We start from the raw sequence: 13004 nt of genomic DNA on the forward strand, positions 1-13004 counted from the left end.
CCCCGCCCACCACGCCCGTATGGAGAGCGCTTACCGGCCGACCGCCCGCCGAGGGCGCGAGTCGGCAGACGCAATCCATGAGCTTTTCGTCCGTTGTCCGAATCCAGCGCTCGCAGGGAGAGTGCAGATGATCAAGCATATTCCCGGCACTTCCGTGAGGGGCCGGCCCAAGCACCGTGCGGTGAACGTCCGTTGTCAGTCCCGGCCGGGCGGACGGGGCGGTCCGGCATGACTCGCACCGAGATACGCGCGGAGCCCACCCGGGCCCGGCCGCTGTCGCTGCGCAAAACGGCGCCCGAGGCAAAAGGGGCGAAGGTCCGCCGCCGCCGCGAGGCGCTGACGGCCTATCTGTTCCTGGCGCCCTGGTTCGTCGGCCTCGCCGTGATCACCGCGGGACCGCTGGTGGCCTCGCTCTACCTGTCCTTCACCGACTACAACCTGATCGGCGACGCCGACTGGGTCGGGCTGGACAACTACGAGCGGATGTTCACCGATGACCCGCGCTTCATGAAGGCGCTGCGGAACACGGCGATCTACGTCTTCCTCTCCGTCCCGCTCCAGTTGGGCTTCGCGCTCGCGCTCGCCCTGCTCCTGGACCGCGGAGTCTCCGGACTCCCCATCTACCGGTCGATCTACTATCTGCCCTCGCTGCTCGGCGGAAGTGTCGCCATCGCGATCCTGTGGCGGCAGATCTTCGGCGACGACGGCATCGTCAACGGCTTCCTCGGCATCTTCGGAGTCGAGGGCACCAGTTGGATCGCCGACCCGGACACCGCCCTGGGAACGCTGATCGTCCTGAACGTCTGGACGTTCGGCTCGCCGATGGTCATCTTCCTGGCCGGCCTGCGGCAGATCCCGCAGAGTCTCTACGAGGCGGCGGGGATCGACGGTGCCAACAAACTGCGGCAGTTCCGCTCCATCACGCTGCCGCTGCTCACGCCGATCATCTTCTTCAACCTGGTGCTACAGCTCATCAACGCGTTCCAGTCCTTCACCCAGGCGTTCGTGGTGAGCGGGGGGAAGGGCGGACCGGCGGATTCCACGCTGTTCTACACCATGTACATCTATCTGAAGGGATTCGGTCCTTCCCTGGAAATGGGATACGCGTCGGCGATGGCCTGGGTGCTCGTTCTCATCATCGCCTCGTTCACGGCCGTCAATTTCGTCATGTCGAAATACTGGGTGTTCTACAGTGACAACTAAAACTGAGCGCAACGGCACCCTGCTGGCCAGAACGCTGGGTGCGGCGCAGCGCCACCGTCTCTTCACGCATCTGCTGCTCATCGGGTTCGGCTTCGTCATGCTCTACCCGCTGCTGTGGATGGTCTCCAGCGCCGTCAAGCCGGAGGAGCTCATCTTCCGGGAGACCGGCCTGATCCCGGGTGAGGTCACCCTCGACAACTTCTCCGAGGGCTGGGGCGCGCTGAGCCACTCCTTCGGCACCTACTTCGTCAACTCGGCCATCGTCACGGCGGGTGCGGTGGTCGGCAACCTCGTGGCCTGTTCGCTCGCGGCCTATGCCTTCGCGAGGCTGGAGTTCCCCCTCAAGCGCCTGTGGTTCGCGGTGATGCTGGGCTCGATCATGCTGCCCCTGCACGCCGTGCTCGTCCCGCAGTACGTCCTGTTCTCCGAGCTCGACTGGATCAACACCTTCTGGCCGCTGATCATCCCCAAGTTCCTGGCCACGGACGCGTTCTTCATCTTCCTGATGGTGCAGTTCATCAGGACACTGCCGAGGGATCTGGACGAGGCGGCCAGGATCGACGGGGCCGGGCACTGGCGGATCTTCAGCCGCATCATCATCCCGCTGTCCATGCCCGCGCTGGCCACCACGGCGATCTTCACCTTCATCTGGACGTGGAACGACTTCCTCAGCCAGCTGATCTTCCTCACCAACCCCGACATGTTCACGGTGCCCGTGGCGCTGCGCACCTTCATGGATTCCAGTGGCAATTCGTCCTGGGGCCCCATGTTCGCCATGTCCGTGCTGTCTCTGGGCCCCATATTCGGGTTCTTTCTCGCCGGTCAGAGATATCTGATCCGAGGCATCGCCACCACCGGGTTGAAATAGCCCCGGTCTTGATGAAAGGGAATGTCATGTTCTATCGGAGAAGGAAAATGTACGCGGCGCTCTCCGCGGTGGGGGCGCTCCTGGCGGGCGCCACCGCGTGCGGCGGCGACGACGGGGGTTCCGACGACGGATCGGTGACGCTGCGGATGGCCTGGTGGGGGAACGACTCCCGGGCCGAGCTGACCGAGCAGGCGATCGCTCTCTTCGAGGAGAAGAACCCCGGCATTCAAGTGGAGCCGGAGTTCACGGACTTCACCCCCTACTACGACCGGCTGACCACGCAGGTTGCCTCCCGCGAGGCCCCGGACGTCTTCGCCATCGAGATCCGCCGGCTGGGAGAGTTCGCCAACAACGAGATCCTCGCCGACCTGACGGACCGGGTGGACACGGCGGACATGGACCCGAACGTGCTGGCGTCCGGCCTGGTGAACGATCAGCAGGTCGGCATACCCACCGGCGCCAACACCTTCGCCCTCATGGCGAACACCGCCGTGTTCGAGGAGGCGGGGGTCGAGCTCCCGGACGACACCACCTGGACCTGGGACGACTACCTGGAGATCAGCCAGCAGATCAGCGAGGCCACGGGGGACGACACCTACGGCTCCCAGCCGTCGTTCAACGACGCCTTCCTGAGGATCTTCGCGGAGCAGCGCGGCGAGCAGATGTACACCGAGGACGGCCTCGGTGTCTCCGAGGAAACGCTGGTCGAGTGGTTCGAGCTGCAGCTGGAACACCAGGACACCGGCGCCGCGCCGGACGCGGCGCTCAGCGCCGAACTCGGCAGCTCGGTCGAGAACGCCCTGGTCTTCACGAACGACGGCGCGTTCGGCATGTGGTGGAGCAACCAGCTGAGCGCCATCAGCATCGGCTCGGGCGAGACCATCGAGCTGCTGCGCTTCCCGACCCTCCCCGACGCCCAGACCAACGGCATGTACCTGCAGCCCAGCATGTTCTGGTCGTCCTTCGCCGGGACGGAGCACCCCGAGGAGTCGGCCCAGCTCATCGACTTCCTCGTGAACGACCCCGAGGCGGGAGCCATCCTGGGCTCGGACCGCGGACTGCCCATCAACTCCAGCGTGCTGGAGAGCATCCAGGGCGATCTCCCGGAGGCGGACGTCGCCTCGCTGGAGTTCTTCAACGAGATCGCCAGCGAGCTCAGCGCGGCTCCCACCGCGCCGCCCCTGGGCGCGGGTGACATCCCCGACATGCTGGAGCGCTACGGCCAGGAGGTCCTGTTCGGCAACCAGAGCCCGCAGGAGGCCGCCTCCGCGTTCCTCGCCGAGGCCGATTCGACCCTGGGCTGACCGTGCCGCGACCGTCCGGCCCGCCCGGCCGGCCCTTCTTCGGAGAGGGAGCCGGGCGGGCCGGCGAGAGACACCGCGACCGGTGCCGTCCCGCGCCGGTCGCCCCGACGCCCGAACCAGGAGCAAGCTGTGGGTACCCGATACGCCTTCGTCGGTCTCGGCCATCGCGCCCGGATGTATGTGGACGCGCTCCTGACCGACTGGAGCGACGCCGGCGAGATCACCGGCCTGTGCGACGTCAACCAGACGCGCATGAACTACTACAACCGCACCATCGCGCGATCGGGCCGGCCCGAGGTTCCCTGCTTCGCGCCCGACCGCTTCGGCGAACTCCTGGAGCGCGCCGACACCGTGGTGGTCACCACGGTGGACGCGCTGCACGCCACGTATGTGTGCGCGGCGCTCGACGCCGGCCGGAACGTCGTGGTCGAGAAGCCGCTGACCACGGACGCGGCGGGGTGCGCCGCCATCGCCGACTCGGCGGCACGCAGCGCCGGCGAGCTCGTCGTGACCTTCAACTACCGCTATTCACCGCGCAATTCGGCGGTGCGCAGGCTCATCTCCGAAGGCGCCGTGGGAGAGGTCACCTCGGTGCACTTCGAGTGGCTGCTGGACACGATCCACGGCGCCGACTACTTCCGCCGCTGGCACCGGGACCGGGAATCCTCCGGGGGGCTGCTCGTCCACAAGGCCAGCCACCACTTCGATCTCGTCAACTGGTGGCTGGACTCGGCGGCCGAGCTGGTGTTCGCCCAGGCCGACCTGCGGTTCTACGGCGACGAGAACGCCGCCGCCCGGGGCCTGACCGGCCGTCCCGCGCGCGGGCAGGGGGCGCCGGGACTCGGCAGCGACCCGTTCATCCTGGACGTCTCCGCCGATCCCCGGCTCACCGAGCTCTACCTGCGGGCCGAGCACGAGGACGGCTACATCCGGGACCGGGACGTCTTCGGCCCCGGTATCACCATCGACGACAACATGGCGGTCCTGGTCCGCTACGCGAACCGGGCGATGCTCACCTACTCCCTCAACGCCCACGCGCCGTACGAGGGTTACCGAGTGGTCTTCAACGGCACCGAGGGCCGCGTCGAGTTGGATGTCTGCGAACGGGCCTGGACGCCCCCGCACGCCGCGATCGACCCCAGCGCCGCGTCCAAGGCGAACGCGGAGGGCACCTGGGAGCGGCTGATCCTGCACCGGCACTGGGAGAAGGCGCGGGACATCGCCATCGAGAGCGGCGCGGGAGCGCACGGCGGCGGGGACCGGCTGCTGCTCGACGACATCTTCCACGGCCCGTCCGACGACCCGCTGGGGCGGCCCGCCGGCTACCGCGACGGCATCCGCAGCGTTCTGATCGGCAGCGCGGCCAACCTGTCCGCCCAAACGGGTGCCCCGGTCCGGCTGACCGACGGCGGCACCCGCCTGGCCGGCTGAGGCCGGCACGCGGGGCTCACCGAGGTTGAACTCCCCCGGGTCGCACGGGCCAGCATCAGGTCCGGGGACCCGGGGTCGAGCGTTTTTCTCCCGCCTCGATACGGCCGTTCATCATCGGCCGATCCGCCCTTACCAGCTCGCCGCACCACCTCGCCCTGTCCGGATCCGTGTCCGGACAACGCTCTGACCAGGTGAGACGTCGCCGGACTGTCCGGGACAGCCGGAGCCCATTGCCCGGCGCCGAACGACCGCCACAGACTCCCTCTTGCCGCCAGCCGGCGGAATCCGAGCAAGGGGGAAAACGGTGATCAGCGACGAGGTCAAGCTCGCTCCCGAAGAGGTCGAGCGGGTCATGGGCATCATCCAGCAGGCGTACACGGACATGGAAGCGGTGGCCGTGGGGATCGGCGGGCACAGCGCGAACGTGGCCACCGCCTACAACGGCGGCGGCACCAGCCGTGCCGTGGCGACCTACGAGGACCTGGGGCGCGCGGGGCAGGCGTTGGCCAACGCGCTCGACGGGCTGTCGCAGGACCTGGGGCTGACGGCGGCCACCGGCCGCGAGACGGACGCCGACGCGGAGAGCGTGCTGAACGGCGTCGACACCTCCGGCATCCGCGTCGACCTGGGCGTGGCCCAGGGCATCTGACCGGCGCCTGACCGGTTCACAGCGCGGCGACCATTCCACAGCGCAGCGACCATTCACAACGAAGGGGACAGACATGGCGGCGTACGGGGGCGACATCATCAGGTTCGCCAACGAGGGGCTGGACAGCATCCAGTCGCAGACGAGGAGCCAGCAGGAGCAGTACACCGAGATCTGGAACAACGTGCACACCCAGCTCTTCAGCCTGATCGAGCAGGGGCAGGTGGACGCGAGCATCGGACAGGTGCTCAACGAGCGCGACGAGCAGTTCCGCCGCGAATCCACCGGGTTCGACGACGGGGTGACCGCGCAGAACACCGCGATGCGCGATGTCCAGGTGATCGGCAACGAGGGTGGCGCCGCGATGGTGCGGGCGGCCATGGGGAGTGGACGCTGAGCCATGGCGGAATCGGGCGACCTGGAGCTGAACCCCGGCGCGGCGCGGCGAGCGGGGGAGCACACCCGGGGGAGCGAGCAACTCGCCGCGATGCGTGAGGCGTTCATCGACGTCGCCAGCGCCCGCGGCCTGTTCGGGCAGGTGCCGGGCGGCGACCTCGCCGAGCAGGCGCTGGCGTCGGCCGCCGCCACCATGCTGGACGAGCTGACGCGGACCGGACTGACCGTGCAGGACATCAGCGACAGCGCCTACCGCATGGCCGAGATCGCCGATGAGACGGATCAGGCGGCGCACAGCCGGCTCGTCACGGCCGGCGAGGCCGTCCAGCACATGTACTACGCGGTGGGCGGACCGGAACTGCCCTCGATCGACAAACCGGAGTGAACGCGATGACGACCGACGACGACTTCATGGCTGTCATCGACCGCATCCTCAGCGCCCAGCACGTCATGATCCACGCGGCGGCCGGCGCCTGGTACGCCCTGGCCGGCGCGGGGACCGCGGAGCGCGACCGGCTGGCCGGTGCCGCCGCGGACGCCGAGGCCGAACCGGGCGTCGGGCTGATCGAGCTCGCCGACCGGATCAAGGGAACGGCGTCCTGGGCCGAGGGCGCCAGCGCCGTGGCGCAGCAGATCGCCGGCCAGTTGCAGGCCGCGGGCGAGGCGTCGGCCCGGGCGGCGGAGCGGGCGCTGGCCCTGCTCGTCGAGTACGAGGCGGCCGCCGTGGACATGCCCGCGGACGACGCGATCGACCCGACCATGGTGAGCGCCGCGATCCGGAAACAGGAGGAACGCGACCGGCTGCTCGCCGAGGCCCGCAGCGTGCTGGACCAACTGAGCAGCGACGTCGGCAGGGTGACCGGCGGCCAGGCGCCGCCCTCCCCCGAGGGCGACCGTACGGGCGGTGGGAACAACTCGCTGGAGTCCGTGCCCAGAAGCGCCGACCGGAACGGCACGACGGACAGCACGACGAGAAGCGACCGGAACGGCTCGCCGGACCGTCCGACGCGCGGCGACCGGGACAACATGATCGAGGGGACCCCACCCCCCAACAGCACGACACCGGACGGCGACTACCCCTCGTACCTCTCGGTACTGGGCCCGGAGAACGAGGAGTTCGGCGGCTGGGTGCAGAGCCCGAACACCGGATACCTGGTGGACCCGGCGACGGGCCGCGAGTTCGACCCGGGCAGCGGCCGGTGGATCGACCCGGTCACCGGGCTGCCGTTCGGTGAGTCCACCGAGTACGCCACCCGCCTCTCCGGGCTCGGCACCGGGCCGGGCGCGATGGCCACCGGCGTCGGGCTCGCCGCGATCGGGGCCGGCGGCCCGGGGACGATCGGCGGGGGCGGCGGACTGGCCGGGCTGTACGGCGGGGTGGTGCCGCCGAGCGTGGCCCATCCGGGCCCGGCGCAGCAGCAGGTGATCCGGGAGGCACACCGCAATCTGAACCAACGCGCGGCGGTCGCCAGCCGGTTCGCGATGCGCGAGGCCGCCCAGGGCGGCCGGCCGTTCGCACCGCCCCCGGCCGCGACGGGCGCGGTGAGCCGGTCGAACGGCGACCGTTCCGGCGAGTCGGGCCGGCTGGGCCGGCCCACCGACCTGACCGAGGACCCCGAGGTGTGGTCCGCGCGCCGCAGCGCCGCCAAGGGCGTGCTGGGCGAGTAGCAGAAGCAGGAGAAGGGGGAAGCCAGTGTCCGGAGACGGTCTCTTCTACATCCCGGACGAGTTCCGCGAGTCGGCCCGGGTCAGCCTGGACTCCGCGGACGCGGCGGAGGGCACGCGCCGCCAGCTGCGCAACGCACAGCCGGACGCCGGTTGCTTCGGCGGCGCCGACGCCTTCGTCACCGCGCTGACCTCGACCCGCGACCGCCAGTTGCGCGAGGTGGGGCAGGCGGCCGAGGGACGGGAGAACATGTCCGACGCCGACCACCGGACGGCGGACATCGGCGAGGAGATGGACGTCGCCGCCGAGGCGACCGTCACCCGGGCCAACTCGGCGGTCGCGCGGGCGATCGCCGACGGGATCTAGGGGGCGGGGTCCGCCATGGACGTTTCATTCGACAAGGCCGATGTGGAAGCCGCGGGAAGCGCGAAGCCGTGGACCCATCGCGACGAGTTCGCCGCCGAGGTGGACACGGAGCACATGGCGGACACCGCGTCCACCTTCGCGCGGGCCGCGAACGAGGCACGGAACGCCGGCGAGCTGGCCGAACGCGCGACACGGATCGGGCAGCAGGCGGGCGTGCGGAACGGCGCCGCGTTCGTCGAGGACGACCGGATCGACGTCACCGCCGGCGGTCTCCAGGGGAACGGCGAGGGAATCGACAACGTCGTCCGGATGCTCGTCCGGGCCATGAACCGGGCCATGGAGGCCAGGGAGGAGGTGGACGCGCAGATCGACGGGGGAAACGGAGGCGCGGGAATGCAGCAGGTGCTCGAACACAACTCGGCGGCGGCGGTGCAGACCTGGGAACGGGCGCAGCAGTTCTTCGCGAGCCAGCCGGCACCCAGCCTCATCATGCCCGCGCCCGCCATCGGCTCCGGCACCCCCCGGTTCAACTTCAACAACGTGGAATACGAGGGCGTTCCCTCGGACGGCGCCTGGACCGCCCCGCCGAACCTGCCGGGCGACATCCGCGACTCCTACCTGAACATGACGGCGGACGAGGCCGCCCACGCGGACGAGGAGATCACCGACGCCATCCGGCAGTACCGGCAGAAGCTGGCCGAGTACGGGGCCGAGCTGGAGGAGGCCGGCTACGACACCTCACGGGGCCCGCTGGACATATGGCGCAGCGACGAGATGGCCGCCTTCAACGGCGAGGAGGTGAAGAAGCTCCTCAGCCGGGGGAACCCGGACCCCGAGCTGCTGGCGCGCTACACGGCCGGACTCGACAGCATCGCCGACGACATGAACGACAAGAAGGGCGCCAGACCCCCCACGCCCGAGCAGCAGGCCTACCTGAACGCGTTCTTCGGCAAGGTGGGCACCGAGGACCTGCTCGCGGCCGGTCGGCTCAAAGGCCCGTCGTTCGAGCCGTTCCAGGAGTCGCTGGCCAATGGCGTCGTCGCCGCCTCCACCGGTCCCGAACCGCTGAGCTCCGTCCGGGAGTTCTTCGAGAAGGAGCCGATCTCCGACCAGGGGAAGGACGGGCACAGCGTCCGGCTCCAGGCCGAGCGTTTCGGCGACTTCGGTGCGCTGATGGGCCATGCCTCGATCACTCCGAGCGAGAACTTCAGCACGTCGCTGATCAACGCGGCCATCGACGCGCAGAAGGACCACCAGTCCACGATGCCGACGTTCGAGAAGCCTCCACTGGAGGGTGCCCCCCAGCTCCTGTCCCTCGCCGCCACCAACGACGACGCCGCCGCGTCGTTCCTGAGCGACACCAACCGGATCAACCGGCTGCTCGACCCGGCCCTCAGCTCCTCCTGGGCCGACAACGGCCGCGCCGTGGGCGACCTGATGCGGGCCGGCACCCTGCCGGACGACCCCACCTTCACCCCGGAGGAGCGGGACAAGCTGACGGCGGGGCAGACCCTGATGCAGTTCGTCGCGGACAACGCCGACGACTTTGTCGACCATGGGCGTGACTTCCCACCGCGCGCCGAGACCGCGCTCGCCGACATCGTGGGGCACGACGAGTATCTGAGCAGACTCTCCGCGACCAGCACGAACGAGATGGACCGCCAGCTCGGCGCGCTTCGCGGGGACGGTTTCCCGCTCTCCCACGCGGACAGAGGCGACCTGTTCTCCGTGCTGATGAACGGCGAGGACCAGACCGCGGAGCAGTTCAAGGCCGATGCCGGCGACTACATCGAGGAGCAGGCGCGGCGGGTTTTCGAAGGCGCCGATGGAACGGGGACGGTGACCGCCGAGATGCGCCAGCTCGGCGAGCTGAGTGCCGCCGTGACCAATGCCGAGCTGGACATGGCGTATCAGGCCGACAAGCGGGACGACGAGCGCGCGGAGCAGAGATTCAACGCGCTGAAGACGGGGCTGTCCGGGGCCAGTGTGATCCCGGGCCTGGGGGGTCAGGTTTTCGGATCGGCGGACGCACTCTCCAATCTCATGGGCGACCCCGAGCCCTCCGCCGAGAAGAACGACCAGTTGCGCCGCTACACGGAGGTCTACCGGCGCGGCGAGCAGGAACTGCACCGGATCTACGACGCGGCGCGGGACACCGGATACCGGGGGATGGACGACACCGAGGCCGCCACCGTCATTCCCCGCCGGGGCGAGAGCTGGCCGCCCAGCGACTCCGACGACTGGAACCTGATCGGCACCACCACCGGCCGGAACCGGCGGCAGGCACTCGCGGACTCCTTGGGAGATCTGGCCACGTACTTCCAGGAAGGGCGGTCCGCGGAGTTCGCCAGGGGCGCCGCCGTCAACGACTTCGACGGCGACGAGGAGGTTGCCGAGGTGGAGCGCGGCGGCCAGAACGGCGACTGGAGGCCGTCATGACCGGCCCGACGACCGTGGTGCGGCGGCCGGCGCGCGCGGCGCGGCCGGTCGTGCCCACCAGTGACCTGGTGCTCAAGCCGCCCCCGCCGCTGCCGAAACCGGAGGACGCCAACGTCTGGCTGACCGCGCTGCCCGCGCTGAGCGGCCTCGGCTCGGTGCTCTACATGCTGACCATGGGCCGGGGCGCCATCGGCTACATCATCGGCGCGATGTTCCTGGTGTCCTGCCTCGCCATGGTCGTCGGCTCCCTGATCCGGCAGCGAAGCACCGTGACGAGCCAGGCCCGCAACGACCGCCGCGAATATCTGCGGTATCTCGAACGCACCCGGGCCGAGGTGCGGCGCACCGCGGAGTCCCAGCGCGAGTCGCTGGAGTGGGGCGCCCCCGCTCCCCACACGCTGTGGTGCGTCGCCGACAGCCGGCGCCTGTGGGAACGCCGCAGCGGCGACGCGGACTTCGGCGTGGTGCGGGTCGGCACCGGACCGCGTTACCTGGCGAGGCCCCTGGTCGCTGGCGAGTCCGCGCCGGTGGAGGACCTGGACCCGCTGTGCACGGTCGCGCTCAAGCGGTTCATCGAGGCGTACTCGGTGGTTCCCGACCTGCCGGTGCAGGTGGCGCTGCGGCGCTTCGCGGCCGTGTCGGTCACGGGCGGCGAGGACCCCGAGGCGGCGCGGGCGCTGTTCCGCGCGATCCTCGCCCAGGCGGTGACGTTCCACTCCCCGCGGGACCTGCGGGTCGTGGTGTGCACCCGGGACATCGACGGGCCGGAGTGGGGCTGGCTGAAGTGGCTGCCGCACGCCCACCACCCAGATGAGCTGGACCACGTCGGCCCGGTGCGGATGACGCATCCCAGCCTTGCCGTGCTGGAGGAGTGGCTGGGCGCCGAGCTGACCCGCCGGACCCGGTTCAACCGTGGCGCCGAGCCCGACCCGGATCTGCCGCACCTGCTGGTCGTCCTGGACGGCGGCCTGGTCACCGGCGCCGAGGCGCTGCTGGAGCCCGGCGGGATGCAGGGCGTCACGGTGCTCGACGTCGACGGCCGGGCCGACGCGCTGACCGAGACGCACGGCGTCCGGCTGGAGATCCGGGAGACCACGCTCGCGGTCCGCGCCGGCGACACCCGCGACGAGTTGGGCACCCCCGACGCGCTCACCGTCGCCGAGGCGGAGGCGCTGGCGGTGCAACTCGCCCAGTTCCGGGCGGACTCGGCCACCACCGGAGACGCCGAGGACCTGACGACCGCCGTCAACACGCTGCCCAGCCTGCTCGGCATCCAGGACCCGGGGCGCCTCGATCTCGACGCCCTGTGGCGCACCAGGCCCATGCGGGACCGGCTGCGCGTGCCCATTGGCGTCTCGGCCGATGGCGGGCTGCTGGAGCTGGACATCAAGGAGTCGGCGCAGAACGGCATGGGGCCGCACGGTCTGCTGGTCGGCGCCACGGGCTCGGGCAAGTCGGAGCTGCTGCGGACCCTGGTGCTCGGCATGGCTGCCACGCACTCCACCAATGAGCTTAATTTCGTTCTGGTCGACTTCAAGGGCGGGGCGACGTTCGCGGGCATGGCGGAACTGCCGCATGTGGCCGCCGTCATCACCAATCTGGAGGACGACCTCACCCTCGTGGACCGGATGAAGGAGGCCCTGGCGGGTGAGATGAACCGCCGTCAGGAGGTGCTGCGGGACGCCGGGAACCTCGTCTCCGTACGCGACTACGAGCGCGCCCGCCAGCGCGGCGGCGCCCTGCCGCCGCTGCCCAGCCTCTTCGTCGTCGTGGACGAGTTCTCCGAGCTGCTGGCGCAGAAGCCGGACTTCGCCGATCTCTTTGTGCAGATCGGCCGCCTGGGCCGCTCGTTGGGGCTGCATCTGCTGCTGGCCTCGCAACGCCTGGACGAGGGGCGGCTGCGCGGGCTGGAGGCGCACCTGTCGTACCGGATCGGCCTGCGCACGTTCTCCGAGGCGGAGAGCCGGACCGCGATCGGTGTGCCGGACGCCAACCATCTGCCCAGCGCACCCGGCCACGGCTATCTCAAGACGGACACCACCACGCTCAAGCGGTTCCGCGCCGCCTATGTGTCCGGCCCCTATCGCACCGGCGACGAGGCCACCGGAGCCGCGCTCGGCGGCAGCGCGGACGTGCGGCCGTTCCGCGCCGCATACGTGCCCGTCCCCGTCGACGAACGTGCGCCGGAGCCCGAACCCGAGCCGGTGCCGGACGAATTCGGCGACGGCGAGGATCTGGGCACCACGGTGCTCGGCGTGATGGTCGGCCAGATGACGGGGCAGGGGCCGCAGGCGCACCAGGTGTGGCTGCCGCCCCTGGACGACCCCGAGCCCCTGGACGCCCTCCACGCGCAGCGCGGTGACGGGCCGGATCGGCGCGGCGACAGCGGCCGGTTGACGGCCGTCATCGGCACCGTCGACCGGCCGTTCCACCAGCGCCGCGACCCTCTCCGGCTCAACCTGGCGGGCGCCGGTGGCCATGTGGCGGTGGTCGGTGGCCCGCACGGCGGCAAGTCAACGGCCGTCCGGTCGCTGATCGCGTCGCTGGCGCTGCGTCATACGCCGGACGAAGTGCAGTTCTACTGCCTGGACTTCAGCGGCACGCTGTTCCCGTTCGCCGGGCTGCCGCACGTCGGCGGCGTCGCCGGGCGCCTCGACGCCGAACTCGTCAATCGCACCGTGGCCG

Annotated in this window: 11 protein-coding genes; all 11 read left to right on the forward strand. The window is 70.2% G+C overall.

Annotation, left to right across the window (positions count from 1 at the left end; all coding sequences use genetic code 11):
• The first annotated feature begins 228 nt into the window (after positions 1-228).
• A complete protein-coding gene (locus RM590_RS15175; protein WP_311705068.1) occupies positions 229-1203 on the forward strand; it encodes a carbohydrate ABC transporter permease in 975 nt (324 codons plus the stop codon).
• A complete protein-coding gene (locus tag RM590_RS15180; protein ID WP_311705069.1) occupies positions 1193-2071 on the forward strand; it encodes a carbohydrate ABC transporter permease in 879 nt (292 codons plus the stop codon). The genes RM590_RS15175 and RM590_RS15180 overlap by 11 nt, the downstream gene beginning before the upstream one ends.
• Positions 2072-2097: 26 nt before the next feature.
• Positions 2098-3375, forward strand: a complete 1278-nt coding sequence (locus RM590_RS15185) for an ABC transporter substrate-binding protein (protein WP_311705070.1) — start codon at positions 2098-2100, stop codon at positions 3373-3375.
• A 129-nt stretch (positions 3376-3504) separates the two neighbouring features.
• The gene (locus RM590_RS15190; protein ID WP_311705071.1) at positions 3505-4806 is read left to right on the forward strand and encodes a Gfo/Idh/MocA family protein; all 1302 of its coding nucleotides are present in this window, start codon (positions 3505-3507) and stop codon (positions 4804-4806) included.
• 304 nt (positions 4807-5110) lie between these two features.
• Positions 5111-5455, forward strand: a complete 345-nt coding sequence (locus RM590_RS15195; RefSeq protein WP_311705072.1) for a hypothetical protein — start codon at positions 5111-5113, stop codon at positions 5453-5455.
• Positions 5456-5528: 73 nt separating this feature from the next.
• Positions 5529-5849 carry a hypothetical protein gene (locus RM590_RS15200; protein ID WP_311705073.1) on the forward strand — a complete coding sequence of 107 codons (321 nt, stop codon included), beginning with the start codon at positions 5529-5531 and terminating at the stop codon, positions 5847-5849.
• 3 nt (positions 5850-5852) lie between these two features.
• Positions 5853-6233, forward strand: a complete 381-nt coding sequence (locus tag RM590_RS15205; protein ID WP_311705074.1) for a hypothetical protein — start codon at positions 5853-5855, stop codon at positions 6231-6233.
• 5 nt (positions 6234-6238) lie between these two features.
• Positions 6239-7516, forward strand: a complete 1278-nt coding sequence (locus RM590_RS15210) for a hypothetical protein (RefSeq protein WP_311705075.1) — start codon at positions 6239-6241, stop codon at positions 7514-7516.
• A 25-nt stretch (positions 7517-7541) separates the two neighbouring features.
• Positions 7542-7880, forward strand: coding sequence for a hypothetical protein (locus RM590_RS15215; RefSeq protein WP_311705076.1), 339 nt, complete (start codon positions 7542-7544; stop codon positions 7878-7880).
• Between the two features lie 15 nt (positions 7881-7895).
• The gene (locus RM590_RS15220) at positions 7896-10319 is read left to right on the forward strand and encodes a hypothetical protein (RefSeq protein WP_311705077.1); all 2424 of its coding nucleotides are present in this window, start codon (positions 7896-7898) and stop codon (positions 10317-10319) included.
• Positions 10316-13004, forward strand: a 2689-nt coding sequence (gene eccCa, locus RM590_RS15225; protein ID WP_311705078.1) for a type VII secretion protein EccCa, incomplete at its 3' end; no start/stop codon positions are given. The genes RM590_RS15220 and eccCa, both read left to right, overlap by 4 nt.

This window comes from Streptomyces litchfieldiae, from assembly GCF_031845365.1.
Taxonomy (GTDB): Bacteria; Actinomycetota; Actinomycetes; order Streptomycetales; family Streptomycetaceae; genus Streptomyces; species Streptomyces litchfieldiae.

What these genes read in the sequence shown, in the direction of transcription:
- RM590_RS15210 (WP_311705075.1), top strand. Translation starts at nt 6,239, where the DNA reads ATGACGACCGACGACGACTTCATGGCTGTCATCGACCGCATCCTCAGC.
- RM590_RS15220 (WP_311705077.1), top strand. Translation starts at nt 7,896, where the DNA reads ATGGACGTTTCATTCGACAAGGCCGATGTGGAAGCCGCGGGAAGCGCG.
- RM590_RS15175 (WP_311705068.1), top strand. Translation starts at nt 229, where the DNA reads ATGACTCGCACCGAGATACGCGCGGAGCCCACCCGGGCCCGGCCGCTG.
- RM590_RS15205 (WP_311705074.1), top strand. Translation starts at nt 5,853, where the DNA reads ATGGCGGAATCGGGCGACCTGGAGCTGAACCCCGGCGCGGCGCGGCGA.
- RM590_RS15185 (WP_311705070.1), top strand. Translation starts at nt 2,098, where the DNA reads ATGTTCTATCGGAGAAGGAAAATGTACGCGGCGCTCTCCGCGGTGGGG.
- RM590_RS15200 (WP_311705073.1), top strand. Translation starts at nt 5,529, where the DNA reads ATGGCGGCGTACGGGGGCGACATCATCAGGTTCGCCAACGAGGGGCTG.